This window comes from Acinetobacter sp. C15 (assembly GCF_013420645.1).
Classification (GTDB): domain Bacteria; phylum Pseudomonadota; class Gammaproteobacteria; order Pseudomonadales; family Moraxellaceae; genus Acinetobacter; species Acinetobacter indicus.
Genome location: NZ_VOXR01000006.1, coordinates 21,804 through 48,053 on the forward strand (window position 1 = coordinate 21,804; position 26,250 = coordinate 48,053).

General features: G+C 46.3%; 19 protein-coding genes and 8 tRNA genes. 7 read left to right on the forward strand and 20 right to left on the reverse strand.

Going from position 1 to position 26,250, the window contains the following annotated elements; translation table 11 throughout:
- Nucleotides 1-24 precede the first annotated feature (24 nt).
- From FTT63_RS03825 to FTT63_RS03870, 10 genes are all read right to left on the reverse strand, one after another.
- A tRNA-Val gene (locus FTT63_RS03825) sits at nt 25-100 on the reverse strand.
- A 99-nt stretch (nt 101-199) separates the two neighbouring features.
- Nucleotides 200-276, reverse strand: a tRNA-Asp gene (locus tag FTT63_RS03830).
- A gap of 51 nt (nt 277-327) precedes the next feature.
- Nucleotides 328-403: transfer RNA gene (locus FTT63_RS03835), tRNA-Val, on the reverse strand.
- Between the two features lie 65 nt (nt 404-468).
- A tRNA-Asp gene (locus FTT63_RS03840) sits at nt 469-545 on the reverse strand.
- Between the two features lie 15 nt (nt 546-560).
- Nucleotides 561-636: transfer RNA gene (locus tag FTT63_RS03845), tRNA-Val, on the reverse strand.
- A gap of 20 nt (nt 637-656) precedes the next feature.
- Nucleotides 657-733: transfer RNA gene (locus FTT63_RS03850), tRNA-Asp, on the reverse strand.
- Between the two features lie 51 nt (nt 734-784).
- A tRNA-Asp gene (locus tag FTT63_RS03855) sits at nt 785-861 on the reverse strand.
- 26 nt (nt 862-887) lie between these two features.
- A tRNA-Val gene (locus FTT63_RS03860) sits at nt 888-963 on the reverse strand.
- Nucleotides 964-1,241: 278 nt separating this feature from the next.
- Entirely contained in the window at nt 1,242-1,772 is a 531-nt protein-coding gene (gene elsL, locus FTT63_RS03865) for a cell wall-recycling L,D-carboxypeptidase ElsL (protein ID WP_104488696.1), read from the reverse strand.
- Nucleotides 1,769-2,158: a YbaN family protein gene (locus FTT63_RS03870; RefSeq protein WP_075167111.1), complete on the reverse strand. Its 390-nt coding sequence runs from the start codon at nt 2,156-2,158 to the stop codon at nt 1,769-1,771. Before FTT63_RS03870 ends, elsL begins: the two co-directional genes overlap by 4 nt.
- 90 nt (nt 2,159-2,248) lie before the next feature.
- On the opposite strand from FTT63_RS03870, the gene FTT63_RS03875 reads away from it, so the two are divergent.
- The 3 genes from FTT63_RS03875 (at nt 2,249) to dapE (ending at nt 4,658) form a co-directional block, all read left to right on the forward strand.
- Nucleotides 2,249-3,151, forward strand: a complete 903-nt coding sequence (locus FTT63_RS03875; protein ID WP_005179530.1) for a DUF1853 family protein — start codon at nt 2,249-2,251, stop codon at nt 3,149-3,151.
- 100 nt (nt 3,152-3,251) lie between these two features.
- Nucleotides 3,252-3,398: an entericidin A/B family lipoprotein gene (locus FTT63_RS03880; RefSeq protein WP_005179532.1), complete on the forward strand. Its 147-nt coding sequence runs from the start codon at nt 3,252-3,254 to the stop codon at nt 3,396-3,398.
- 126 nt (nt 3,399-3,524) lie between these two features.
- Complete coding sequence (gene dapE / locus FTT63_RS03885; protein ID WP_005179534.1) at nt 3,525-4,658, forward strand: succinyl-diaminopimelate desuccinylase; 1,134 nt, start codon at nt 3,525-3,527, stop codon at nt 4,656-4,658.
- Between the two features lie 69 nt (nt 4,659-4,727).
- Here the strand turns inward: dapE and FTT63_RS03890 are convergent, their stop codons facing one another.
- The 6 genes from FTT63_RS03890 to pilG form a co-directional block, all read right to left on the reverse strand.
- Nucleotides 4,728-5,189: a hypothetical protein gene (locus FTT63_RS03890; protein ID WP_075167114.1), complete on the reverse strand. Its 462-nt coding sequence runs from the start codon at nt 5,187-5,189 to the stop codon at nt 4,728-4,730.
- A complete protein-coding gene (locus tag FTT63_RS03895) occupies nt 5,186-9,682 on the reverse strand; it encodes an Hpt domain-containing protein (protein WP_127798594.1) in 4,497 nt (1,498 codons plus the stop codon). The genes FTT63_RS03890 and FTT63_RS03895 overlap by 4 nt, the downstream gene beginning before the upstream one ends.
- Before the next feature lie 156 nt (nt 9,683-9,838).
- Nucleotides 9,839-11,911 carry a methyl-accepting chemotaxis protein gene (locus FTT63_RS03900; RefSeq protein ID WP_127798596.1) on the reverse strand — a complete coding sequence of 691 codons (2,073 nt, stop codon included), beginning with the start codon at nt 11,909-11,911 and terminating at the stop codon, nt 9,839-9,841.
- A 45-nt stretch (nt 11,912-11,956) separates the two neighbouring features.
- Nucleotides 11,957-12,493 carry a chemotaxis protein CheW gene (locus FTT63_RS03905; RefSeq protein WP_005179538.1) on the reverse strand — a complete coding sequence of 179 codons (537 nt, stop codon included), beginning with the start codon at nt 12,491-12,493 and terminating at the stop codon, nt 11,957-11,959.
- Nucleotides 12,494-12,496: 3 nt separating this feature from the next.
- Nucleotides 12,497-12,865, reverse strand: coding sequence for a PleD family two-component system response regulator (locus FTT63_RS03910; RefSeq protein WP_005179539.1), 369 nt, complete (start codon nt 12,863-12,865; stop codon nt 12,497-12,499).
- A 16-nt stretch (nt 12,866-12,881) separates the two neighbouring features.
- On the reverse strand, nt 12,882-13,265 hold the full coding sequence (gene pilG / locus FTT63_RS03915) for a twitching motility response regulator PilG (RefSeq protein ID WP_005179541.1): 384 nt from the start codon (nt 13,263-13,265) through the stop codon (nt 12,882-12,884).
- Between the two features lie 281 nt (nt 13,266-13,546).
- Between pilG and FTT63_RS03920 the strand changes: the two genes are divergently transcribed.
- From FTT63_RS03920 to FTT63_RS03935, 4 genes are all read left to right on the forward strand, one after another.
- On the forward strand, nt 13,547-14,188 hold the full coding sequence (locus tag FTT63_RS03920; RefSeq protein WP_180192002.1) for a hypothetical protein: 642 nt from the start codon (nt 13,547-13,549) through the stop codon (nt 14,186-14,188).
- Nucleotides 14,189-14,242: 54 nt separating this feature from the next.
- Nucleotides 14,243-15,388 (forward strand): efflux RND transporter periplasmic adaptor subunit, encoded by a 1,146-nt coding sequence (locus FTT63_RS03925; RefSeq protein ID WP_127798604.1) that lies wholly within the window; start codon nt 14,243-14,245, stop codon nt 15,386-15,388.
- 6 nt (nt 15,389-15,394) lie between these two features.
- Entirely contained in the window at nt 15,395-18,499 is a 3,105-nt protein-coding gene (locus FTT63_RS03930; RefSeq protein ID WP_127801594.1) for an efflux RND transporter permease subunit, read from the forward strand.
- Between the two features lie 97 nt (nt 18,500-18,596).
- Entirely contained in the window at nt 18,597-20,312 is a 1,716-nt protein-coding gene (locus FTT63_RS03935) for a proline--tRNA ligase (protein WP_127801595.1), read from the forward strand.
- Between the two features lie 54 nt (nt 20,313-20,366).
- Here the strand turns inward: FTT63_RS03935 and FTT63_RS03940 are convergent, their stop codons facing one another.
- From FTT63_RS03940 to FTT63_RS03955, 4 genes are read right to left on the reverse strand one after another with little or no spacing between them, the layout of a single operon-like run.
- On the reverse strand, nt 20,367-21,686 hold the full coding sequence (locus tag FTT63_RS03940) for a hypothetical protein (RefSeq protein ID WP_127801596.1): 1,320 nt from the start codon (nt 21,684-21,686) through the stop codon (nt 20,367-20,369).
- Between the two features lie 29 nt (nt 21,687-21,715).
- Nucleotides 21,716-23,971 (reverse strand): DUF6160 family protein, encoded by a 2,256-nt coding sequence (locus FTT63_RS03945; protein WP_127798612.1) that lies wholly within the window; start codon nt 23,969-23,971, stop codon nt 21,716-21,718.
- Between the two features lie 27 nt (nt 23,972-23,998).
- Nucleotides 23,999-24,652 carry a hypothetical protein gene (locus tag FTT63_RS03950; RefSeq protein WP_016659341.1) on the reverse strand — a complete coding sequence of 218 codons (654 nt, stop codon included), beginning with the start codon at nt 24,650-24,652 and terminating at the stop codon, nt 23,999-24,001.
- Nucleotides 24,653-24,665: 13 nt separating this feature from the next.
- Nucleotides 24,666-26,126: a hypothetical protein gene (locus FTT63_RS03955; protein WP_104487475.1), complete on the reverse strand. Its 1,461-nt coding sequence runs from the start codon at nt 26,124-26,126 to the stop codon at nt 24,666-24,668.
- Nucleotides 26,127-26,250 lie beyond the last annotated feature (124 nt).

The following is a 26,250-nucleotide window of genomic DNA, read 5'->3' on the forward strand; positions in this document are numbered from 1 at the left end:
TTTAAGATTTAGGCAAGAAAGATATGGTGGGCGCTGACGGGATCGAACCGCCGACATTCTGCTTGTAAGGCAGACGCTCTACCAACTGAGCTAAGCGCCCTGAAGAGTAAAAAATAATATATTATTTTTTACGACGCAAGACCAACGAAGTGTGTAGTCTTGGTAATTGATCACATTTTTCACATCAGGGCATGAAAAATGGCGCAGCGGACGGGGCTCGAACCCGCGACCCCCGGCGTGACAGGCCGGTATTCTAACCAACTGAACTACCGCTGCAACGGTAATTGCGTAAGCAATTAAGGTCTTTTAAGCTTTACAGCTTGAATATGGTGGGCGCTGACGGGATCGAACCGCCGACATTCTGCTTGTAAGGCAGACGCTCTACCAACTGAGCTAAGCGCCCTGATTAAGATTGTCAATCTTGATTCCACTATAAGCTCAGGAAACTTATAGGGCTATTCTTTGAGATGGCGCAGCGGACGGGGCTCGAACCCGCGACCCCCGGCGTGACAGGCCGGTATTCTAACCAACTGAACTACCGCTGCATCGCAAAAGAATCATGGTGGGCGCTGACGGGATCGAACCGCCGACATTCTGCTTGTAAGGCAGACGCTCTACCAACTGAGCTAAGCGCCCTCAAAAGCATTTTATGTAAATGGCGCAGCGGACGGGGCTCGAACCCGCGACCCCCGGCGTGACAGGCCGGTATTCTAACCAACTGAACTACCGCTGCACTTACACAAAGTCACTATTGTGGTTCAAACGAATATTAAAGAAGCTTAAGTGGCGCAGCGGACGGGGCTCGAACCCGCGACCCCCGGCGTGACAGGCCGGTATTCTAACCAACTGAACTACCGCTGCACGTAAGAATCTTTAACGTAAAGGCTTGGTGGGCGCTGACGGGATCGAACCGCCGACATTCTGCTTGTAAGGCAGACGCTCTACCAACTGAGCTAAGCACCCTTAACGTCTTCATCGTTTGTGAGGTGCATTATAGAGAATCTTTACCGCCTGTCAAACGCTTTTCTGCCAGTTTTCACTTTTTTATGACTGAGTGATTAAAAAATAAGTGATTCGCTAGAAAAACAAACAAATTCTGTATGTTATTTGACTTTATTCAAAAAATTTTATTTTTAGCCCACTTGAGAATAGAAGAAATTTCTTGCAATTCCCCCCCCTGCTCGCCTGCACATTTTTATTTTTTATCTGTAAAAAATGCCAGTAAAATTCAGGCTTAAGTCTTATGGCTGTGGTTCAATGGCCAAGGGGCTAAAATCCAGCCGCTTTTCGGACAAATACACCAATGCCTGTTCTGGAATCAGCTCGAACAGCTCGATAATGTCGCGATTGCGCATCCGGATACAGCCATGTGACTTGGGAATGCCCATCGGTTCGGTATCTGGCGTGCCATGCAAATAAATATAACGTTTAAAGGTGTCACAGCCAGCGCCCTGGTTAAAACCATCCTCCAGCCCTGATAGCCATAAAATACGGGACAAAATCCAGTCACGTTCAGGAAACTGTTCGGCCAGCTCATCATCATAAATTTCACCCGTTGGCTGACGGGCAATAAACACGGTATTTTCCGGCGCATCTGCACCAAACTTGAGGGCCACCTGATGCCAGCCACGTGGGGTTTTGCCACTATTTTCTGCTTCACCAATGCCCTTTTCACCGGTAGACACCACATACAGTTTATTGTGTTTTGGTAGATATAAGGTCTGCTCAGATAAATCGACCAGAATATCCGCAGCATGTAGAGGGTAGATCATTCTTGCTTTACCTTTGGTGGAGTGACAACAACAGGTTCAGGACGTAGCCATAACCAGATTGCCACCACAAACATGGTCAGGTTGGTAAAAATTTTGACGGCCAGCGGAGCCGTGGTAAATAACATGATGCAGGCACTGATCAGCATCATGATGGTGGCAAACCATTTGGCTTTACGCGGTACGGTGCCATTGGCACGCCAGTCTCTTAAGGTCTGGCCATATTTGGGATGGTTCAGCAACCAGGCATCCATTTGCGGCCAGCCTTTGGACGCGGCCCAGGCCGCTAAAATCAGAAAGACTGTTGTTGGCATACCGGGCAACACTGCACCAATGAAGCCGAGGATGACAAAAATCACCACCAAACTTCGCCAAAACAATACTCTCATACCGCAACCCTACCCGTCGAATTGCGCTAGTATAAAGCGTTTTTAAACTTTTCTTCGTTGTAATTCTGCTGTTTAACCATGGATTTACTGATGTCGCCTAACACCTTTACTGATATTTCTGCTGAACCCTGGTTAAATTTCCGCAATCCGCTGGTGCGGCAACTGGCCTTTAGCGTGGCCAGTCCCAACATTTTACAGCAGCTGCCACCAGCACTGGAGCAGCGTTATGGCTTTGATTTTCATCCCACAGACTGCTGGTTGCAGCACTTTGATCATTATCAAAGCCGGCTGAAGCATTTAGACCAGCATCCGGCTGCACTGGAAGATTTTTTAAGCCAGCTCAAAAGTACCCGGCTAGGGCTGCGGTTTGAAATGCTGCTCTGGTTCTGGCTGACCGAGCGTGACTATCATCCTTATGAATTGCTCGGGCATAGTATTCAGATAATTGATGGACCACGCACCACGGGCGAACTCGATTTTCTGCTGCTAAACCATAATCACCAGCAAGTTGAACATTGGGAAGTAGCACTCAAATATTATCTGGCCGAACGTGATTTGAGCCTACCCTACTGGTATGGGCTGAACCGCAGCGACACCTTATTGCGCAAGTTAACCCACTTTACCCAAAAGCAGTTTCAGTTTCAGCAGGCGCAAGGTCACACCATTCAACAGCGCTTTGCCGTGTTAAAAGGCCAGCTGTATCTGCCTGAACATACCACTGCACAGGCTCTTCCTGACTGGGTCAATCCCGAGCGCAGAATTGGCACCTGGGGCCAGCATTTGCCGAAAAATCATCAGGATTTTTACCGACTGCAACGGCATGAATGGATTTGCCCACATGCCAGTCCAAGCAGTTCAGCCAACGCATTCTGGAGCAATGGCTTATATCTGAATCAGGACCAGTCTGCATTTTATATGTATCGTAACCCGGTGCTGATGGATGCCTGTTATCAGCACTATTGGACTAAAAGCCTATCTTTGAACAACATTTAATTACTCAACCACAATCAAAGCACTATATTTTTTTGGCTGTATATTTCTTACTCTAATTTTCACATCAGAATAATTTATGCTTAATGATACGGAGATGATGATGAAAAAAATTCTAGCGACTTCATTACTAATGATGTTTGTTCTGACTGGTTGTAATACAGTAAAAGGTCTAGGTGAAGATGTCTCTTCAGCAGGTAATGCGGTAAGTAATACGGCTGAAAAAACTCAGGACGAAATCCGTCAATAATCAAATTTCAATGCAAATTCCCGGCAAAAACCTTATCTCCTGATAAGGTTTTTTTATATTAAAAACTCCCCTTCTCGGCATGATTCCCCTATTATAGGGGCAAATTTTTTGCATGATTCCAAAGCCATGAACCACTCAGATACGCTCGAGCTCAGCTTACAGTTATTACGTCAACCTTCCGTAACACCTGTTGATCATAACTGCCAAGACATCATGGCGGAACGCTTAAAAAAGATTGGCTTTAATATTGAATCAATGCGTTTTGAAGATGTCGATAATCTTTGGGCGCGTAAAGGCACAGAAGGCCCGGTGTTCTGTTTTGCCGGTCATACCGATGTGGTCCCTACCGGTAGTTTAGATGCCTGGCATTCTGACCCGTTTGCTCCAGAAATTCGTGATGGCAAGCTCTATGGCCGCGGTAGTGCCGATATGAAAACGGCATTGGCAGCCATGGTGGTGGCTTCAGAACGCTTTGTGGCCAAACATCCAGATCATAAAGGCTCAATTGCGTTCTTAATTACCTCAGATGAAGAAGGTCCATCCATTAACGGTACCGTAAAGGTGGTTGAAACCCTGGAAGCACGTAATGAAAAAATGGACTGGTGTCTGGTCGGTGAACCATCAAGCACCCATCGTCTGGGTGATATTGTCAAAAATGGCCGTCGCGGTTCATTAAATGCGGTATTAACCGTGAAAGGCAAACAGGGCCATGTGGCTTATCCGCATCTGGCAATTAACCCGATTCATACTGCCTCTAAAGCGCTGGCTGAACTGTGCGAAACCGTTTGGGACAATGGCAACGAATACTTCCCGGCCACCTCTTTCCAGGTGTCGAATATTCAGGCCGGTACCGGTGCAACCAACGTGGTACCGGGCACCATGACCGTGACCTTTAACTTCCGTTACTCGACGGAAGTGACTGCTGAGCAGCTCAAAGCCCGGGTACTGGAAATTCTGGACCGTCATCAACTGAACTATGACATTCAATGGACACTGTCCGGTTTACCATTCCTGACCCCAGTTGGTGAACTGGTGAATGCCGCCAAAAATGCAATTCGCAATGTGACCGGTGTTGAAACTGAACTGTCTACTTCGGGCGGAACATCAGATGGCCGCTTTATCGCGCCAACCGGTGCACAAGTGCTGGAACTCGGTGTGCTGAACGCGACCATTCACCAGATCAATGAACACGTGAATATTGATGATTTAGAGCCACTGGCTGAAATTTATGAGCAGATTCTTGAAGGCCTGCTGACTTAATTTTTTGCTGTTGCATAAAAAAGGAACTCCGCGGAGTTCCTTTTTTTGTGTCTGTTGCCAACTGTTAAATTAGCTATTCAAACCCAGACTGGCCTGAATATGTGCCAGATTCGGGACATGGAATACCTGCTCACCCATACGCACATACTGGAATACCGCCGGATGTTGGCCTTCACGCTCATCATCAACCACTTCCGAAATACGCAGACGGATGGTTTTTGGCATGGCATTACACATCAGGGCAAAACGCTGGTCAATTTCATCGCCTTCAATCACCAAGGCAACGCCCTGATTTTGCTCTGGATGGGTAACACGATATACCGGCAGTTTTAGATCATGCCACTCGACATGATCGACTGCGGTAGAACTGTCCAGCGCCGACAGGACAATATTCTGCGGAATCAGCATATCTTCCTGATCATGACATTCCACAATATAGGCATCAATAAAACCGGTCGAAACGGTAATCAGATGTTGCAGTTCCTGCTGGCTAATCTGGTCGATTTTGCTGGTGCTGTTGCTTTGACTCATGCTTTAGCCTCACTGCTATGCAAAATGTTTTCAATATTGGCAAGCAATTCTGCTTCCTGGAACGGTTTACCCATATAGTGCGTTACCCCCAAGCTAAAGGCACGTTCGCGGTGTTTTTCACCGGTACGCGAGGTAATCATGATAATTGGCAAGTCACGATGGATGTCATGGTGGCGTACCAGGTTGGTCACCTCAAAGCCATCCATACGCGGCATTTCAATATCCAGCAGCATCAGATCCGGTTTAACATTTTCCAGCTGCTCAATCGCATCGACACCGTCTTTGGCCGTGACCACATCAAAGCCCTGACGTTCGAGCAGACGTGACGTGACCTTACGTACGGTCACCGAGTCATCCACAATCATCACCAGACGACGGGTATCACGACGCTGTACTTCACGCGGTTCCATCACATGCTTGATGCGCTGGGTTGCCTGAATCTGACGGGCAATATTCTGACCATCCAGAATCAGACAGACCTGACCATCACCGAGAATGGTCGCGCCGGCAATCGAGCCCACGCTGGAGAACTGCTGCCCAATCGGTTTCATCACAATCTGGCCACGCGAACCAATCAGCTGATCGACCAGTAAGGCAATGGTCTGACCGGTATTGCCTTTAATCAGCAGCACCGGCAATGAATGCGCGATATTGCTTAAACGCGGCAATGGCTGATTAGCGACAAACTCGGACAGATAGCGCAACTTATAGTTTTGCTGATCAATCTTGAAGTAGTCATCTTTGCTGCTGAAGTAACTTTCCAGTGCAGAAGGTGAAATTCGTACAATACGGTCAATTTGCGCCAATGGAATTGCGAACTGCTGATCGCCAACTTTTACCATCAGGGCATCGGATACCGCCACTGTGGTCGGTACGCGAATACTGAAGGTGGTGCCTTTACCGAGTTCAGAATCGACCTCGACATGGCCGCCCAGCGCTTTAATTTCGCTTTGCACCACATCCAGACCGACGCCACGACCTGAAATCTGGGTCACGGCTTGTGCGGTACTAAAGCCCGGATGGAAAATCAGCTGCAGGATTTCTTTCTTGTCCAGCTGCTGCTCTGGCTGAATCAGGCCAAGGCTCAGGGCTTTGGCGTGAATTTTGGTTTCATCAATCCCCTTACCATCATCGGTAAAGCTAATCAGTACATCGGTACCCTGACGGCCGATGTTCAGCTCAATCTGGCCCACTTCCGGCTTCGCTGCCTGTTTACGTACAGCGGCATCTTCCAGGCCATGGTCCACCGCATTACGCAACATGTGTTCAAATGGTGAAATCAGGCGTTCCAGAATGGTCCGGTCCAGCTCGCCTTCGGTATTGTGTACCACCAGCTCGGCAGGACGGTTTAAGGTCGATGAAGTCTGACGCACAATCCGCTGTAAACGTGGCAACATGCGCGAGAACGGTACCAGACGGGTGCGCATCAGGCTTTCCTGAATTTCTGCCTGAATCCGCGATTGTTGCAGTAACAGACCTTCGGCATCACGAATCTTGTCCGCCAGCGTGGTCTTAAAGTCCACCAAGTCCGACGCCGATTCCGCCAACGATTTCGACAGCTGGTTCAAGGATGAATATTGGTCCATCTCCAGCGGGTCGAAGTCGGTATAGCGTGAATGTTCATCACCATGTTTGGCAATAATCTGGCTTTCCAGCTCGCCTTCCATTCGGCGTAACTGATCGGCCAGACGTTTAATCGCCAATTCCATTTCATTCAGGGTACCGCCCAGCTGACCCAGCTCCATCTCGATTCGCGAGCGGTTAATCGCGTTTTCACCCGACAGGTCAATCATCTTCTCAACCAGATCAGCCGAAATACGGATCATCTCATTGCTGTTATCCAGCTGTGCGGTTTCGCTCCATTCGCCCTGCATGGATGGCGGCTCGGCACCATCACCCTGTACAAATTCGAAGGTTTTGCTTGGTGCCAGCAAATCGGTAGCATTAAAGCGTTCTGGCAGCTGTGCCGTCGCATTGACGTATTCAATCGACTCCAGGCTAGCTTTCAGGCTGTCAAAATTGCTGTAATCACGCTGGAAGATGGCTTCTTTTAACCAGACCACAGTGGTGTTGAGCAAGGCATCATAAGCATTGGAATTAAACTGATGCACCGCAAACTGTTCAAAGGTATTTTCCAGCTGATAAGCAATCACGGCCACCGGCTCGATTTCAGCCATACGCGCGCCGCCTTTTAGACTGTGCGCAGCACGTTGTAACTGCAGCAAAATACTTCGGTCACTACGATGGTCAAACCACTGCTTTAACAGGCTTTCTGTGGTGTCGAGCAGTTCCTCGGCTTCTTCCAGGAAGGTTTCTTCCACAATCGAATGCAGATTGTCTTCACCGTCATTTTCAGTAGTAGATACCGCGTCTGTAGGGATGGTTTGCTCGGCCAGAGTCGGTGCATCTTCCAGTACCGGTTCGCTGCTAATATCTGGCTGCTGCTCATCTTCAGGCGCAGCATAGGCTGTTTCTGCAGGTGCTGGCTGTTCCAGTTCAAACTCAAGTGCAGCTGCATCAGACTGTTGTACATCTGCGCTAGAGGTCGCTTCAGCCGCCACTGCCAGCGATTCAGCTTCAACCAGTTGACCCTGGGCCAGTTCGCTAATATTTTCCAGAATCGCCAGTGATTCTTGCGCCGGATAATCGACTTGCTGTTCACGGATGGTCTGGATACGGTCCGCAATATTGTCCTGAACCAGACGGATAATCTGGATCAGTGCGGTTGATGCATTCATTTGACGGTTAATGATGCGCTCATAAATGGTTTCTAAATGGTGCGCAATCAGACCGATATGGCTGGCTGCAATCATGTTGGCGCCACCTTTTAAGGTGTGCAAATGGCGCATCAGATTGTTCAGCGCAGCAGTATTGCTCGGGTCCTGACTCCAGCTGTTAACATCCTGGTCAATACCCGTAAGTAACTCTTCGGCCTCTTCCAGGAAAATGTCCAGCAGATCTGGATCAAAGTCCTTATTGGCCTCAGCGCTATCCATGTATTGACGGTCAGCTTCCAGACGCTGTGACAATACGGCCAGATTCAGCCCTGCACCGGTTTCAGCCGTTTCGGTGACAGCTTCTGTGGTGCCAGTTTCTGAGCTTAGCGCTTCAATATCCTGCTGTACAAAGGCACTCAGGTTATTGATGATCTGCTGGGCGTCTTCGCTTAAGCTGACGCGTTGTCCGGCAGCCAGGGTATCAAACAGATGGATAAATTCCTGATGCGCCTGTCCAAATAATTCAAAGGCATAATCGCTATGCAGCAAGCTTGGCTTATCCAGCAAGGCCGCATAGGCCAGTTGTAATTCCTGGGTAAAATCATGAATACCCTGAGAGGCGCGGTTATCGGTACGCTCTACCAGCAGCTTCGCCTGATGGCTCAGGGTCTGGATATATTCCGGATATTCAGCCTGCGCGCGCTGGTCAAATTCGAACTCAGCATCGAGCAACTGATCAATATTCAGTTCAATCAGCTTGGATACCAGACCTTGCGGATTCACTGATTCATCAACATCTTCCAGGCTAAAGCCATAGTTCTGCCATGCAGTATTGAAAGTCTGATAAATCCGGTCCATGCCGGCACTGTCATTCTGCGGCAACAGATGCAGATAATCCCGCACAAATTCAGCATATTGCAGCAACAGTGCGGTTTCTTTAGAGGTCGATTCAATTTCATCCTGTAACAGGGTCTTGAACAGGTTTTCGACCTTGGAGCTGGCATCAAAAATCTGCTCGATGTGTGCCATGGATGAACTGCCGCGCAAGGTATGCAGGGCACGAATCAGGCCATTGTAATCTTGGGTTTTCAGCTCATCATGTGCCAGGAAGCGATCCACTGTTAACAGGTGTTCTTCCGCTTCTTCAATAAAGATGGCCAGTGTTTCAGCTGCTAGCGGATCTTCTTCAACACTATCAGCCACAGCCAGCTCGGTGTCTGCAGCAACCTGCTCATCAGTACTTGCTGTATCAAACTCCAGACCGGTGATACTGTCGCTGGACCTTAGGCTGCTTGCCAGTTGTAACAGCTCTTCTAAAGCCGGTTCAGGACTTAAATTTTGTTGTAATTGTTGTCCTAATAGCACCAATGGACGCAGGTCTAGTGCCATCGGCTGAGCATGTTTAAAGCTTGGATAAAGTTTGTATTCAAAGACGTTCGCCACCGCGGTTGCAAACTGCTGCACCTGCGCTGACAGGGTCAGGCTACCGTAAATGACCCGGTTTAAGGTATCTTCAACCGTCCAGGCCAGCTCTCCTGCCGACTTGGCACCAACCATGCGTCCAGAACCTTTTAAGGTATGAAAATGACGGCGAATGGTGGTTAGCGTTTCCTGATCGTTAGGCTGCGTGGCCCATTGAGCCAACAGGTCTTTTAGCTCAACGAAGATTTCTTCAATTTCTTCAACAAAAATTTCTAGAATTTCTGCATCTTGATCAAGATAACTATCTTCAGGAAGCGCAGTCGTTTCAACTAAATTTTTTAATATTTCTTTCATAGCTAAGGCTTCTTATGTTTTCAGCGCCCAGCGGCACTCAAACTTAATTGTAACCATCACGTATAACCTAACCCTGAAGTTAAGCTGATCTTGTCGATGCTTGGCTTGATCTGTGTAAAACAGAGAGCTTCCCGAAAGAAGCTCTCTGTGGCTTCCTTAGTCTGGAAGTTTAAAGTCGGTTACAGATTCACGTAATGATTCTGCCATGCTGGCCAGTTCAGAGACCGAACGTGCCGTATCGAAGGTTGCTGTCGTGGTTTGCGAGGTAATTTCCTGTACGACGTTCATCGTGGTCGCAATATGACCCGCCGAAGCCGACTGCAGTTTCGCAGCGTCAGAAATGTTGGCAATCAGTTTCGCCAGGTTATTCGATACCGTCTGAATTTCATCCAGTGCCACACCGGCATCCTTGGTCAAGTTCGCACCACGAACAACCTCAGAGGTGGTTTGTTCCATCGAAATTACCGCTTCGTTGGTATCGGTCTGAATGGTTTTAACCAGCGTTTCAATCTGCTTGGTTGCAGATGCTGAACGTTCCGCAAGACGCTGTACTTCGTCGGCTACGACCGCGAAACCACGACCTGCTTCACCGGCCATCGACGCCTGAATTGCTGCGTTTAAGGCCAGAATGTTGGTCTGGTCGGCAATATCGTTAATCAGGGCAACGATGTTACCAATTTCCTGCGAAGATTCACCCAGACGTTTAATACGTTTCGAGGTTTCCTGAATCTGCTCACGAATGATATCCATACCCTGAATTGAACGGTTTACAACTTCCGCACCATTCGATGCAATTTGTACTGAACGTTCCGCAACCGCTGCAGATTCTTCGGCGTTGGCAGATACCTGGTCAATCGACATCGCCATTTCGTTAATCGCGGCAGATGCACCGGCAATTTCCTGCGCCTGGTGTTCAGATGCTTCGGCCAGCTGGTTGGTAATTTCCTGAGTATTGGCGGTATAACGCGCTACTTCGTGAGAAGTTTCATGAATACGCGATACCAGGTCACGTAACTGGTCAATTGCGAAGTTAATCGAGTCGGCAATCGCACCGGTAAAGTCTTCCGATACGGTCGCGTATGAACGTAAGTCACCATCTGCCAGGTCGGCAATTTCATCCAGTAAACGTAAAATCGCATTCTGGTTACGGTCATATTCGTCTTGCAGACGGGTTACACGTTGTTTATCGGATTGACTACGTAAAGTCAGTAATTTGAATACCAGTACCAGGAAGACCAATAAGCTGGCAATTAACAGTACGGCCGGAATAATGACTGCCGGGCCTGCACCGCTAGATAATTTGTTTAACTGGTTTAACAGCTCATCTGACTGACTGAAAATGTCCGATGCAGCCTGACGTACACGTACAATCTGCGCCGAGTTATTTAATACCGTTGCCGATGCAGATTTTAAAACGTCATCATATTCAAACTGGATGCCTTCTAAAGCTTCACGCAGGCCTGGGTCCGAAATACGCTGTACACCGAGCTCTGCACTACCGTTCAGCTGGGCATTTAAGTAAGCACCGAATGTTTCGGTATCGGCACTGAAGTCATCGGCAGATTCACGCGAGTTTTCTGAACCGGTTAATACCGAGCTGATTGAACGCAGGATACGTTCTGCAATGAACACCTGGTTCTTGGCAATAACCACCTGGCTACTTGGCATGTCCTGACGTGCCATCTGGTCAACCATCAGGTTATATTCGGCCTGAATCCCCGGAATGGTTTCACTGATCGCGATGTTGGTGTCATACAGTTTGCTAATAATGGCCTGTTGCGAGCTGATCGCATCAATATTCTGAGAAACTTTGGCCCAGTCGGCTTCGACTTTTTCCAGCTCGGCCGAGTTACTGCCAATATCTTTTACCGTTTCCAGGTTGTCTTTAAAGCTTTGTTGTGACTGGGTCAGCTTCTGGATCGATTCTTTGGTGCCTGAAGCAGTGGCTTCAGTGGCCTGACGTGAAATGGTCTGCGATAACAAACGCAATTCACCCAGACTCTGGGTTAACTGGTTGGTACGCGGTACGCTATAGAATAAAGACAAAAGACTGATAATCGAGACCAACAGCGCAACTGCGGCAATGAAAATAAGTGGCTTTGATTTATTGGTATCACCGAATACACCCGCAAACTGGTCAATTTGCGTCTGTAATTTTGCGACCGATGCCGAACCGCTTTTGCGGTTGGTTCCATCGCTTGAGTTTTTCTTTTTAAGTTTAAAGCCCATGCAGCTTCTCCCCGATTTTCGCCTTTATATATGCGTACGCGATAGTTAATTTATAAATTTTATAGATGCGTTCATAAATTTTGGGTTTTGCAATAAACGACTAAATAAGAAAATATGCCATTGCTGGTTATGCTGGTGGAAATATCCCTGACAATATTCTTGTAAATTACTATCTAAATCATTGTGTTTAGAAAAGAAACTTTTCTTATTAAAGTGTTGGATCCCCAAAACTTGATCTACAACCAAACCGACATAATGGTCTTGATGACTAATACACATTACTTTTTGAGTCGGTGAATAAGCACTGCTATGTCCAGAAACATAATGTGCCAAGTCTGAAACTGAGAGTAATCGGCCCCGGATATTGGCCAGCCCCATGACCCAGTTCTGGGTGTTGGGTACCGGCGTATATTTTGGTGGATAGATAACCTCAGTGACTTCCCCCAACGGGGCAACGAAATATTGCCCCATCATCTCAAACGCAATGCCAGACCATCGGTTTACTTCATTTTCAGTTGTAACGTAGTTTTTATTTCCCCGTTTAGACAACCGAAGTAATTCGATAAATCCATTTGCGGCCATAAGTTATCCTGCATTCAGGTGTTGATTAATAACGTCTATTAATTGTTGTTCATCTACAGGTTTAGTCAGATAATCGCTGGCACCCTGACGTTTCCCCCAAACGCGGTCAGTGGCTTGGTCTTTGGTACTCACGATCACAATTGGAATATGCTTGGTGGTATCCCCACGGGCAATTTGACGGGTTGCCTGGAAACCGTTTACACCCGGCATCACCACATCCATCAGCACCAAGTCAGGAAGCTCGGCCTGTGCCATGGTCACCCCGTCTGCACCATTGGCTGCTTCAAGCACTTCAAAACCATGCTTGGTCAGAATTTCTTTGAAGCGGAATGTTTCTGTTGGAGAATCATCTACAATTAAAATACGTGCCATCTTTATATTCCCCGAGTTATGCGCTTACGTGATTACGAATCGCGTTTAAAAGCTCATCTTTACTAAAAGGTTTGGTTAAATATTCATCTGAACCCACCACGCGGCCTTTGGCCTGATCGAACAGACCATCTTTACTGGACAGCATGATGACTGGAATATTCTGGTAGTTTTGCGAGTTTTTAATTAATGCGCAGGTTTGATAGCCATCTAGACGTGGCATCATGATGTCAACAAAAACGATATCCGGATTTGCATCGGCAATTTTAGACAATGCTTCAAAACCGTCGACGGCAGTGACCACTTCATAGCCTTCACGCTGTAATAAAGTTTCAGCTGTACGACGAATGGTTTTTGAATCATCAATCACCATGACTTTTAGATTTTGGAGTTTATCGTCCATTTAATGACCCTTCCCATTTTGTTTGTACAAGCAATTCGGTGTAGTAGAATTTTATTTACATAATTATGGTTATTTTTAACATATCTTTACTTTAGGTTTCAATGAACAGTTTTTGCCCAAACCTACACTTTATAGAAACTTTGTATAACTGCTTCACACTTTTCCATGACCATTGATTTTTTTTTGTCTATTGTATTTTTTAAATTTCTGATTCTGGTCTAATATAACAGTTTAAAGACTTAAAAATAAGTAAATTAGTCAACTTTATCTCGGGGAAGCTTGTGCGTACTTTTTTTCAAAAAGCTCTCACAAAAAGGGCGCATACATCATTGTTCAGTCAATCGTTGCTGGGCTTGCTGCTGGCTTTACAGATAGGACAGCTGTCTGCCAATACCGATAACAAGCCGGCCTGGTATCGCTACTACGATAAAAACGGCGTGGCCAATATCAGCAGCAATGTTACGCCAAACCATATCCGCTATGGCTATGAAGCACTGGACCGCAACATGCAGGTGATTCAGCGTGCGCGTCCCTATAATAGCGAAACCGATGCCCGTCAGGCGCCACAACGTGCCGCGCAGGCCCGTCAGCGCGAGCAGGATTTAAAACTAAAACAGGCCTATACCAACAGTCATATTGCCACCCAGCAACATGACAATGCGCTGGCGCATATTAAAAAGCAGATTGCCTTTCAGCAGGAACAGTTAAAACAATTACAGAATGACCGGATTGTGTTTAAACGTCAGGAAATGGAATATCTGCGCAAAGTCAAACCGGTCCCGGAACAGCTGAAAAATAATTTAAACAACAACCTGACTAACTTAAATCAGAAAAGACAGCAGATTCAATCGTTACAAACGAGCTATCGAAAAACACAGGCAGAATACGACAGAATTATTACTCGCTTAAAAGCACTTGAATAAAGTGAAGTTTTTAATTGAATTGTCATGTGACAAGAAAAATAAGGATAAATATGCATGCGACCAGCACCGCGTATATCACATACTTCTACCCGTTTTCATACGCCCCTACTCGGCCTCAGTACACTTTGCCTGTGCCTGCTGCTGACCGCCTGCCAGAACTCAGAACCTGAACAGGCCCGTAGCGAAGCAGAAACCATTGAACTGATTCAGGATGATGTGGTGGCCGTGCAAACCGGCGACTCGGTGTCCAAAACTGCCTTTACCGGCACTATTCGCGCAGTACAACACAGCAGCATTCAAGCACAGGTCACTGCCACCGCCAGTGCAGTCAATGCGCAAGTGGGCCAGCGGGTTAGCAAAGGTCAGGTGCTGGTCCGTTTAAACAATCAGGATAATGCCGCGCGTCTGGCGCAAGCACGCGCCAACCTTGCCTCCACGCAGGCACAAGCCAATCAGGCCCGGGTGATGATGGAGCGTAAACGTCGCCTGCTGAATCAGGGCTTTATTTCCAAAGTTGAATATGAACAAAGTCAGGTCGATTATCGTGCCCAGCTGGAAAATGTCCGTGCCCAGCAGGCCAATGTCGATATTGCCGAAAAAGCCGATCGCGATGGCACCATTCTCAGCCCGATTAGCGGCGTGATTACCCAGCGTCAGGTTGAACCCGGCCAGACGGTTTCTGCCGGCCAGACCCTGTTTGAAATAGTCAATCCGGACCGGCTGGAAATTCAGGCCAAACTGCCAAGTGACCAGCAGTCTGCACTCAAGGTCGGCCAAAAGATTGAATATAAAATTCAGGGCAATCCGGCCCAGCTGACCGCCACCTTAAGCCGGATATCTCCAATTGCCGATCTGGCCAGCCGTCAGATCGAGTTTTTTGCCACACCCAATGAATCCATCAACTCGCTCAGCATCGGTGCCTTTGTTGAAGGCAATATTGTTTCATCCAACTCGATTTCTGGTCAGCTGATTCCTTTAGACACCATTCAGGATATACAAAACAAACCTTATGTCTGGGCCATTCGCCAGAACAAGATTGTCCGGGTTGATATTCACGTGCTCGAGCAGCGCTATAGTGACAATACCGCCATTGTAAGCGGATTGCAGGCCGGCGATTTAGTGAGTCGGGTCAAGTTTAGTCCGCAGAATGAACAGCAACCGGTCAGCATCAGCCAGACCGCCGAAAACGCCTCAGGATAGAAAACTATGTGGTTTACCCGAATTAGTGTCAAATATCCCGTTTTTACGGTCATGATGATGCTGTGTCTGATGGTGCTGGGTCTGGCTTCCTGGCAGCGTATGGGCGTTGAAGAATTTCCGGATGTCGATTTTCCGTTTGTGGTGGTCTATACCAACTATCCGGGCGCCTCGCCGGAAACGGTTGAATCTGAAATTACCAAGAAAATGGAAGATCAGATCAATACCATTTCCGGTCTCAAACAGGTAATTTCCCAGTCCAGTGAGGGCCTTTCCACCATTATTGCCGAGTTCAATCTGGATGTATCTTCTGCCGTAGCAGCGCAGGATGTACGCGATAAAATTGCCAGCGTCACCGCCGAATTCCGCGATGAAATCCAGGACCCGGTGGTGGAGCGGTACGACCCGACGGCCAACGCGATTATGTCGATTGTGTTTGAATCCGAGCAGATGTCGCTGCGTGATTTAAGTGCTTATCTGGACCAGCGTATTGTGCCGCAACTGCGCACCGTACCGGGGGTGGGAACGGTCAATTTACTCGGTGATGCGCAGCGCCAGATCCGGATTGAAGTACAGCCGGAAAAACTGCAAAGTTTCGGGATTGGTGTAGATCAGGTCATCAACACCTTAAAAGCAGAAAATATTGAAGTGCCGGGTGGCACCCTGAAACAGGCCAACAGCGAGCTGGTGGTTGAAATTAACTCCAAGGTTATCCATCCGCTGGCCTTTGGGGACCTGATTATTGCCAATAAAAATGGTGCACCGATTTATCTGAAACAGGTCGCTGACATTCAGGATAGCCAGGCCGAGCTAGAGTCCAGTGCCTTTTTAGATGGCAAAACTGCGGTTGCGGTGGATATTCTGCGCAGTTCAGATTCTAATGTCATTGAGGTGGTCGATAACACCTATAAAGTGCTGGATGACCTTCAGCAACAATTGCCTGAGGGCACCACAGCCAAAGTGGTGGTCGACAGTTCCAAAGGCATTCGCGGCAGTATCCGTGATGTGGCCCGCACCATTATTGAAGGTGCAGCACTGGCAGTACTGATCGTCCTGCTGTTTTTAGGCTCGTTCCGCTCCACCGCCATTACCGGCCTGACCCTGCCAATTGCCCTGCTCGGCACATTGACCTTTATCTGGGCCTTTGGTTTTACCATCAACATGATGACCTTGCTGGCCCTGTCTTTAAGTATTGGTCTGCTAATTGATGACGCGATTGTGGTGCGGGAAAATATTGTCCGTCATGCCGACATGGGCAAAGACCACGTTACCGCAGCACTGGATGGCACCAAAGAAATTGGGCTGGCGGTTCTGGCCACCACCCTGACCATTGTCGCAGTATTCCTGCCGGTGGCCTTTATGGGCGGGATTATTGGCCGTTTCTTCTATCAGTTTGGGGTCACGGTAAGTACCGCAGTTCTGATTTCCATGTTTGTTAGCTTTACCCTGGACCCGATGCTGTCGGCACACTGGGCCGAGCGTAAGAACCCCAACAAACAGCCAGGCCGGGTGAAACGTTTTCTGAACTGGATTTCCACCAAACTGGACAATCTTAGTCATATCTATGAAAAGCTGCTGAAACTGGCTTTACGGTTCCGTCTGATTACCCTGCTGATTGCGGTGGCCTCGTTATTTGGCGCACTCGGTTTATCCAAACTGATTGGTACCGAATTTGTACCGGTACCGGACAAAGGTGAAATCCGGATTAAATTTGAAACTCCGGTGGATGCCTCGCTGGAATATTCACAAGCCAAACTGAAACAGGTCGATCAGATTATTCGCCAGCATCCACAGGTTATTTCTACCTATGGTTCGGTTAACAGTCTGACTGACCGCGGTAAAAACCATGTCAATTTACGCGTACGTGTTACGCCGCGCAATGAGCGTGAACAAACCCTGACTGACCTGAATAATGAATTCCGTGAACGCCTGCAAACCGTGGCTGGCATTCGTGTCACCTCGGTGGCCTCGGCAGATGAAACCGTATCGGGCGGGCAAAAACCGGTGATGATTTCGATTAAAGGGCCGGATTTAAACCAGCTACAACAGATTTCCGACCGCTTTATGCTGGAAATTGCCAAGGTAGATGGCATTGTCGACCTGGAAAGCTCCCTGAAAGAACCGAAACCAACACTGGAAGTGCAGATCAACCGGGTACTGGCCAGTGATTTAGGCCTGTCTGTGAACCAGATTGCCAACGTAATTCGTCCGCTAATTGCCGGCGATGACGTCACCACCTGGCAAGATGAAAACGGCGAAACCTATGATGTAAATGTCCGTCTGACTGAAGACCGCCGCAGCCTGCCGAGTGATGTCCAGCAAATGTCGCTGACCTCACAAAAAACCGATGCCAATGGTCAAGCCATTCTGGTGCCGTTGGCCAGTGTGGCCAGCTTTGAAGAAAATCTTGGTGCCTCACAAATTAACCGTCGTGATCTGGCTCGTGAGGTTCTGGTTGAAGCCAATACCGCAGGTCGCCCAGCTGGTGATATTGGCCGGGACATTGAAGCCATTCAAAATAACTTTGAATTGCCGCCGGGTTACAGCTTCGATACCCAAGGTTCCAATGCCGATATGGCTGAATCTGCGGGTTATGCACTGACCGCCATCACCCTGTCGATTGTGTTTATTTACATTGTGCTGGGCTCGCAATTTAACAGCTTTATTCACCCAGCTGCGATTATGGCCTCGTTGCCACTGTCGCTGATTGGGGTGTTTTTGGCGCTGTTCCTGCTGAACTCCACCATGAACCTGTTCTCGATTATCGGGATTATCATGCTGATGGGACTGGTCACCAAGAATGCCATCTTGCTGATCGACTTTATTAAAAAGGCCATGGACAGAGGTGAGCCGCGTTATGAGGCGATTATTCAGGCCGGTAAAACCCGTTTACGCCCGATTCTAATGACCACGTCTGCCATGGTAATGGGCATGGTCCCGCTGGCACTCGGTCTGGGTGAAGGCGGCGAACAGAGTGCGCCCATGGCCCATGCGGTAATTGGCGGGGTGATTACCTCGACCCTGCTCACGCTGGTGGTGGTGCCCGTCATCTTCACCTATCTGGATGATTTCAAGAATTTCATGCTGCGCCAAAGCCGCAAACTGATGTCTTGAGTCAGAAGAAAACACAATGAGGTGACATTCCGAATGTTCACCTCATTTTTTTATCGTATAATCTCTGCTTTCACGATTAATTATCAGGACAGTTTCCATGCGCGCGAGTCGCTTTTTGTTTGCTACGTTAAGAGAAACCCCAAATGATGCTGAAGTGATTTCACATCAGCTCATGTTACGTGCGGGGATGATCCGTAAATTGGCTTCAGGTCTGTATACCTGGTTGCCGATGGGGGTACGCGTATTAAATAAAGTCGAAGCGATTGTCCGTGAAGAAATGAACCGCGCCGGCGCTTTAGAAACCTTTATGCCAGTGACTCAGCCTGCATCTTTGTGGGAAGAATCGGGCCGTTATGTGCAATATGGTCCGGAATTACTGCGTTTTACCGACCGTCACAACAACCCATTTGTGCTGGGCCCAACCCATGAAGAAGTGATTACCGATCTGGCACGCACTGAACTGAAAAGTTACAAACAGCTGCCAATGAACTTCTACCAGATTCAGACCAAATTCCGTGACGAAATCCGTCCACGTTTCGGGGTGATGCGTTCACGTGAATTCATCATGAAAGATGCCTATTCTTTCCACGTTGATCAGGCTTCTTTGCAAGAAACCTATGATGTCATGTATGACACCTACTGCCGGATCTTTAGCCGTCTTGGTCTGGATTTCCGTCCGGTACAGGCCGATACCGGCTCAATTGGTGGTTCAGGTTCCCATGAATTCCACGTCCTGGCAGACAGCGGTGAAGATGATATCGCCTTCTCGACTGAATCAGATTACGCAGCCAATATTGAAATGGCGGAAGCGATTCTGGTCGGTGAGCGCGCAGCGCCAAGCCAAGCCTTAACTGTTGTAGATACTCCAAATCAAAAGACCATCGCGGATGTATCAAGCTTCCTCGGTACGGATCCTGCACATTCTGTTAAAGCTTTACTGGTACAAGGCATTGCCGATGAAAATGGCACTGTTCCGGTGATTGCCCTGTTCCTGCGCGGCGACCATGAACTGAATGAAATTAAAGCTGAAAAGCATCCTTTAATTGCAGCGCCATTAACCTTCGCCACTGAAGAGCAAATTGCTGCGCTTGGCCTGACCACTGGTTTTGTGGGCCCACAAGGTCTAGTTGAAAAAGGCATGACCGTGATTGTCGATCGTGCTGCTTCTGTCTTGTCTGACTTTGTTGCAGGTGCCAACGCCGCAGATCAACACGCTACGGGTGTGAACTGGGAGCGTGATGCACAGTTTACTGAGGTCTATGATCTTCGTAATGTGGTGGAAGGCGATCCATCTCCAGATGGTAAAGGTGTACTTCAAATTAAACGCGGAATTGAAGTGGGCCATATTTTCCAGCTGGGCCAAAAATATTCTGAAGCACTGAACTGTAAAGTGTTAGGCGAAGATGGCAAACCATTTGTAGTAACCATGGGCTGTTATGGTATTGGTGTGACCCGTGTCGTGGCTTCTGCAATTGAACAGAATTACGATGAGAAAGGGATTATCTGGCCAGCTGCCATTGCTCCATTTGAAGTCGCAATTGTACCAATGAATGCACACAAGTCACCGCGCACATTAGAAGCTGCAGAAGCCTTATATGCAGAATTAAGTGCTGCCGGTTATGATGTACTACTGGATGACCGTAATGAACGCCCAGGAGTGAAATTCTCTGATCTGGAGTTAACCGGTATTCCACACCGTATTGTGATTGGTGAAAAAGGCTTAGATGCGGGTACTTTTGAATATAAAGGTCGCCGTGATGCTGAATCAACCAACTTAAGCAAAGATGAGTTATTGGCGAAGCTCGCAAAATAATAAATCTTGGCTTATAAAAAATCCCGCTTCAGCGGGATTTTTTAGTTTTAAGGCTTAGCAGAATTTCATACCACCGTAGCAGTTTGATTTAAACTCCTGCCCCTGCAAGACCAGATTTGTTAAAGGAAAATCCAGATCAGTTGTCAAAGGAATATTTCCGACCTCTAAAGCATCACCACCTATACACCCCGTTAACAAGTTACCACATGCTCTTGGATTATTTGTTAAATCTGCATTAATTCCATTAATTGTCTGCTGAAGTACAGCATTACTAATTGCAACTTTAGTAGTTGGACTTAAACTTCCTAATTCAACCTCATCTTCCAGAGCAAGCCACCAACCTCTATTTGCCCCCACTGAAGCACCAGGCCACAAAATATTCTCAGCTTGCAAAGAAAGAGAGGCAGGGTTATTTAAATATAACGCATGAATCAGGCCAAGGTCTTGAGATACAGTAATATCTGTTGTTAATCCCGTAATATTACCCGTTACCTGTTTTTCTAAATTTAAAAAACCTAAAACAGTTGCTGTTAATGGTCCCTCAAAGTTAATTTGGCCAACCGTCCCTGCTCCTTTCAATTTAACATCTGTTAATCGCGTACCCGAAACCACAGTAGACTGAATAGTAAAAGGAGCATTTGTAGAACTTAATTTTAAATTATACTGGTCTGACTCGTACTCAATATCTAAACAAGGGTTAAGGAATCCACCACAATTACCAAACCCCAGACCACCTGATACTTCACCTTTAATTTTCATACCTGTATCAGCATAGGCCATATTACGTTCTTCTGTAATCGCAACACCTGAGGCTGTTTTAGTTTTCATATAACCGCTAAAAGTATTAATACCATTCGGAACATTGCTATTTTCAGTACCTAACGTCATTAAACCGGCGATTTTTTCAGCACTTATACGAAAACCCAATATTTCGCGAGTTGCTGTTGAATTTCCATTTCTAATTGCAAACTGAATAAAAGGGTTAGTAATGATTGCAGAACTTGCTGCCCGCTGATCTGCTGTGTAATCAGTACTTGCAGGTAAACCACTTAAAGAAATATTATCGATATCAATATCACAGGTATTTGAAATAAGTGAGTTGTTAACTCCACCACAACCCAGTTGTAGTTTTTTAATATTCGCATTCAGCTCCATTTCGGCACTTAAACCTAACTTATAAAAGCTAATATTCGATTGATTATAAGTGTTATTTAAAGCATCTCTTGTATCTTCACCCATTTGCATTTCTAAATTAAGTAAAGCCTGTCCTGTCACATCCGATAATTCAGCATCTTCAAGCACAGATAAGGCATGACTTGTGTTCGTCATGGATAAAGCTGAACCTATAAGAGCCCACATTATTGTTTTTTTCATACTCAAATCCTTAAGCCAATTTCATCTACTTAGCGTGGTGTGATCCCTAAAGTGCTACGCATATTGCCACCAGGAATGGCAAAATCAGCAATTTTTTGCATCGTTCCAGATGGAGACATCGCCATTTCTGCTTTAAAAGCTTGTCCCAATCCAGACTGCATTGTCGCTTTATAATTAAAGTTCACCTGATTATCTAAGACCACCGTATCTTGTTTCACTAGAACACGGGCATCTAAACCAACATGACCTTGCATTTTGTTTAAATTTACACTGGAGGTTTTAGTCCCGACGCCATTCCGGTCTTCATTAATCAGGCTGATATAACTGCCCAAAACACTTGGATTATCTTTATCTGTCTCTGCAATCGGATTAAATTCAAAATTTGCTTTTAAAGATAAAAAATTAGTATCGGGTGTGGCATTCGTGGACTCAAGACCAGGAATAATCATAAGTTCACCTTTACCATCAAGCTTGAAGGCTAAAGAAGCCAAGATGTCATCTTTTCTGGCAAAGTTATCGATAGGAACTACCCGGTTCTGGCACTCCACTTCAGCACAGTCATATAAAGAGCCAGGCAACTGACCAATTGCAATTTCAGCTTTTGCAGCCAGCAGCAAGTTATCTGCCTTGACATAAATACCATCTTCTTCAAAACCAATCACCCCATCCGATTTCAGGTACGCATCTATATTTCTTAGGCCCGCATAATAGTTGACTTCTTCACCACTGTATTTACCGGTCGCACCATCAATAATCAGAATAGAGGTTGTACTTGGTGCGCCTGTTTTCTGGTCAATACCATAGCCTTCCGTCGAAAGTGCCAGGTTATAGCCTAAACCAGAACGGTCAACACCATTACGACTATAATTTTTTGCATACAAAGCCAGGTTGGTATTTAAGTTAAAGATTGGAATACCAATCCCCCACTCGCCAGAAGTTGCGGTAATGGCATTAATCGAGTTATCTGAAATGAATCTGGCCTTACGCGCGATGGCCTGAAAGTCCATGCCTCGCACCGCAATAAGCGCTAAATTCTGTGCATTCTGATCAGGGCTAATGTTATAAATCAATTCTAGAGTATTACTGCCCAGCACCTTTTGCATATTCTCATTGATAATAAAGTTTAAAGATTTGGCCTGAACGGTATTAATAAAAATATCACCAAAATCAATATAGGCGTTGCGTTTAGTCAAGTCATCAACATTATTACTATCACGTACTGCAAGTGGCGATAAGTTAGAAAATTCAATTGCATAGCTGCCTGTACCTGTATGCCCAATCTCGAGTGTAGTCGGAGCCCTGCCATTGAGTAGCGGGTTGCCTTCTCGGGTAAATTCGGCAGACATACCCAGATGTAAACCACCCGGACCTGCTATATCATAACCACCGGCTTGCCGTGTTGTTTCAGTCAAATCGCCTGAATTACGACTAACCGTATTAAACTTCCCAATTCCAGCCTGGTTGGCATTAATAAAGAGCTTACCATTGGTCACTGCTCCAGAAGCTCCCATACGAATCAGGTTATTCTGGCTTCCCTCTGGACCATAACGTAAATCGATATTCACCCCTGGATTGGTTGCTCCTGACCGGTTATCGGATACATTGGTCAGATCTTCTACCCGTCCTAAATTTACAATATGGTCTTGGCCAGTAGGACTGTTTTTAGTTGCCAGCACAATCCCTTCATCCTGATCCAAATACATATACCCATCTGCAGACAGGTTAAAGTTAAAATCTTTTAAGGTCAGGTTCTGGCCATTTAGACCATAAGAAATACTGGCATTTTTAAGCTCAAAATCTAAATGAGCCAGATCATTTCGGTTAAATAATCCATTACTGGTAATTAAGTTAAAACGTAGTGGTGAAATAGTATGAAAGCTTAAAGACCCCAGGTTCTGATCCGTTTGGTTATCACCACAGTTCGGCTCACAAATGAGCATGATGTTCTGAACCGTAGATTTAAATGGTGAAATACTCGCCTGGATATGCATACCGACACCATTTGCTGTGGTACCAACGTCAACATCAAGGGTACTTTTAATATTCTGCCCCCCCGAGCTGAGCACTTCAATATCATGCATCCCCAGTTTCATACTTCCGGTATTGTGATAGTCCACCCAGTTCAATTGATCAATTGTCACCTTCGAAACTTCATGGGTAATAGAAATACCATCCTGCCCTGTCACCTGACTGAGACTACGATCAGAAATAGGCTGTAGTGCGTATGCCTGCTGAGCTAAACAGATAGATAAGGCAAGTACATTTAATTTTATTGTTTTATTCATTTCAATGTCCTTTTGAAATCCCAACGCTTAACAGCGGCTGGTTGCAGCTCCTGAGCAGTTATAACTGAAAATTTTGATATCTCCTGACAGATGCAAGTTGCCATGAACATTCAGTCCCATAAATCCCTGTTCCTGTCCCTGATCAAATGAAGGAACCTGAGAACCATTGTTATAGGTGGTATATCGGGTATTGTTTAAATAACCTTCATTACCTGACTCAACCGCCAGACTCGCAAAACCTAGATTCCTGATTTTCAGAGGATGCTGATCATAAAATTTAAGCAGCATCGCTGTTTGTGGATTTTTATCCTTATTAATAATGGTGGTGCCTTCCAAGGAGAATTTATCAATCTGAATCGTGCCTTGAATCTGTTTAAACACCAGCCACTTCTGACCATTTTCATCACGATGATTATTGGGAGAAAAAGCAAAACGGCATAACACATCATTGCTACATTCATACTGATAATTTGCCGTAGTGACCTCACCATTACTGAGTTCGGAAATATTCTTGAGACTCATGTCATTGGCATATTTATGGTTTAAAGAAAGCGTCCAGCTTAAATCGGCACCGCCCTGCCCGACCGTATTTAACAGTTCATCTTGATTTAAACTGACCAGTTGAGCAGAACTGAATGTACTGACACAAAGGGTCAGTGGAAAACAGATTTTTTTCAGCATCTCAAGTTCCCTCTTATAGTCCCGTGGTCTTAAACTTCAAGTGCTGGATCAGCACACCATCAATTGCCACCGAGCCCAAGTTTACAGGTGCTGTAGTTGCATGCGGACTTCTAAATACCACACCGGTAGAATTACTCGCAGTGTTGGCTTTTAACAGATTCGTGGTCGGATCACGTGTCACACTACCAATTGAAATACTGCTATGTGTTGCATTGGTTCCCTGATAGTTGGTGGTTCCTGCCCCTGAAAGTACTTGGGAAATATTAGAGCCACAATAAGCAACATTACAGGTTGAGCCTTTATAGTCAGCAGGGTTGATCTCGGTGTTATCACCATCAATATCGGCATAATAGGTATAAATCTGTTTATAAATTTCAGGGACATTCGGAATGCGGGTCACTTCTAAAATAATATTCTGACCTTCCGAGCCCAAAATAAACGGTTGGTGCATATTGCCGAGCACTAAATTGATGTTAGGGCTATACAAATACAAACCCTCTTCAGCATGGAAAATTGGGGCTAAAGAACGGTCGAGTGCAGGCGTAACCGCGGTACCATCATTGAGGGTTGCTGTACTTATACGCAAACCTCTGGCATTGAGCAGTTCTTTATTAGCCTGGGTATTTTCATAAATTAGAGCTTCAGGATTATCATTGGTATTCAGACGGATAAGACTGGCCATACCTAAAGTCTGACTTTCTACCGCATTGGTAGAAGGCATGGTTTGAAACAGTCGAACCTGTGAACCACTTAGGCTTAGACCATTGGCCACCAATTGCAAACGAATTCGCTGATTTTTTAATAAGTCAGGATCATTGACCGCATCGGTCGTGACAGGTGCCCCCGTAATTGGGTCCACCTTGTTACTTGAGTTCCAGCTGCGTGAAAAAGCATCTAACCAAAGCCCAAGTTTAATATTATTGTCCTGATCATCAGCATCCACTTTGGCCAAAGGAGCTTCTAAAGAAATATAACTGATATCGGCCGCTGCATTCGTACTGTCAAATTGACGGATATTTTCGGCTGTACCAGCGCGAAATAACCAGGGATTCGCAGCACTGCCCCAATCAAACCCCTGATTACTATAGCGCTGGTTCATATTGTTATTGGTTTCAGAGAGCGCCAGACCATAAATAAAAATATCCGCTTTGGTTCTCTGATTGGCAGCATCAGTCTGACTGAGGGTTAAATTATCGTAATTTTCACCTACCGGAATGATGCGAATAAAACCGGTGTCATATTGTTCCGGATTATCGAGATTACGGGTATAACTTGATGCCGCAGACACATCATTCGGGCGCTGAAATACCATTTTGAAATTTTCAGGAAGCAAGGCAATCCCTTCACCTGTGGTATTTGCCAGATGTTCATCGGATAGATTCTGTAAAGCATATGCAGGAGAACTTAGCAACATCCCGACCAAGGCAGCTAAGCAACTTTTTCTAAAATTTAGGCCAATTCCATATTCAGTCATCTCGACCATCCTATTCCCAGATGCTCCGCATCATTCTTTTATTTATCCAGAACTTGGCTATTTATTTATGTGTTTTTATCCTTAAAAACATGCGATTACCAAGTCATAATTGTTGTTCATTATG

Bases quoted from the DNA above. Each gene is read 5' to 3' on its own strand.
- elsL (WP_104488696.1), bottom strand. From the start codon at position 1,772: ATGATCTACCCTCTACATGCTGCGGATATTCTGGTCGATTTATCTGAG.
- FTT63_RS03870 (WP_075167111.1), bottom strand. From the start codon at position 2,158: ATGAGAGTATTGTTTTGGCGAAGTTTGGTGGTGATTTTTGTCATCCTC.
- FTT63_RS03875 (WP_005179530.1), top strand. From the start codon at position 2,249: ATGTCGCCTAACACCTTTACTGATATTTCTGCTGAACCCTGGTTAAAT.
- FTT63_RS03880 (WP_005179532.1), top strand. From the start codon at position 3,252: ATGAAAAAAATTCTAGCGACTTCATTACTAATGATGTTTGTTCTGACT.
- dapE (WP_005179534.1), top strand. From the start codon at position 3,525: ATGAACCACTCAGATACGCTCGAGCTCAGCTTACAGTTATTACGTCAA.
- FTT63_RS03890 (WP_075167114.1), bottom strand. From the start codon at position 5,189: ATGAGTCAAAGCAACAGCACCAGCAAAATCGACCAGATTAGCCAGCAG.
- FTT63_RS03895 (WP_127798594.1), bottom strand. From the start codon at position 9,682: ATGAAAGAAATATTAAAAAATTTAGTTGAAACGACTGCGCTTCCTGAA.
- FTT63_RS03900 (WP_127798596.1), bottom strand. From the start codon at position 11,911: ATGGGCTTTAAACTTAAAAAGAAAAACTCAAGCGATGGAACCAACCGC.
- FTT63_RS03905 (WP_005179538.1), bottom strand. From the start codon at position 12,493: ATGGCCGCAAATGGATTTATCGAATTACTTCGGTTGTCTAAACGGGGA.
- FTT63_RS03910 (WP_005179539.1), bottom strand. From the start codon at position 12,865: ATGGCACGTATTTTAATTGTAGATGATTCTCCAACAGAAACATTCCGC.
- pilG (WP_005179541.1), bottom strand. From the start codon at position 13,265: ATGGACGATAAACTCCAAAATCTAAAAGTCATGGTGATTGATGATTCA.
- FTT63_RS03925 (WP_127798604.1), top strand. From the start codon at position 14,243: ATGCGACCAGCACCGCGTATATCACATACTTCTACCCGTTTTCATACG.
- FTT63_RS03930 (WP_127801594.1), top strand. From the start codon at position 15,395: ATGTGGTTTACCCGAATTAGTGTCAAATATCCCGTTTTTACGGTCATG.
- FTT63_RS03935 (WP_127801595.1), top strand. From the start codon at position 18,597: ATGCGCGCGAGTCGCTTTTTGTTTGCTACGTTAAGAGAAACCCCAAAT.
- FTT63_RS03940 (WP_127801596.1), bottom strand. From the start codon at position 21,686: ATGAAAAAAACAATAATGTGGGCTCTTATAGGTTCAGCTTTATCCATG.
- FTT63_RS03945 (WP_127798612.1), bottom strand. From the start codon at position 23,971: ATGAATAAAACAATAAAATTAAATGTACTTGCCTTATCTATCTGTTTA.
- FTT63_RS03950 (WP_016659341.1), bottom strand. From the start codon at position 24,652: ATGCTGAAAAAAATCTGTTTTCCACTGACCCTTTGTGTCAGTACATTC.
- FTT63_RS03955 (WP_104487475.1), bottom strand. From the start codon at position 26,126: ATGACTGAATATGGAATTGGCCTAAATTTTAGAAAAAGTTGCTTAGCT.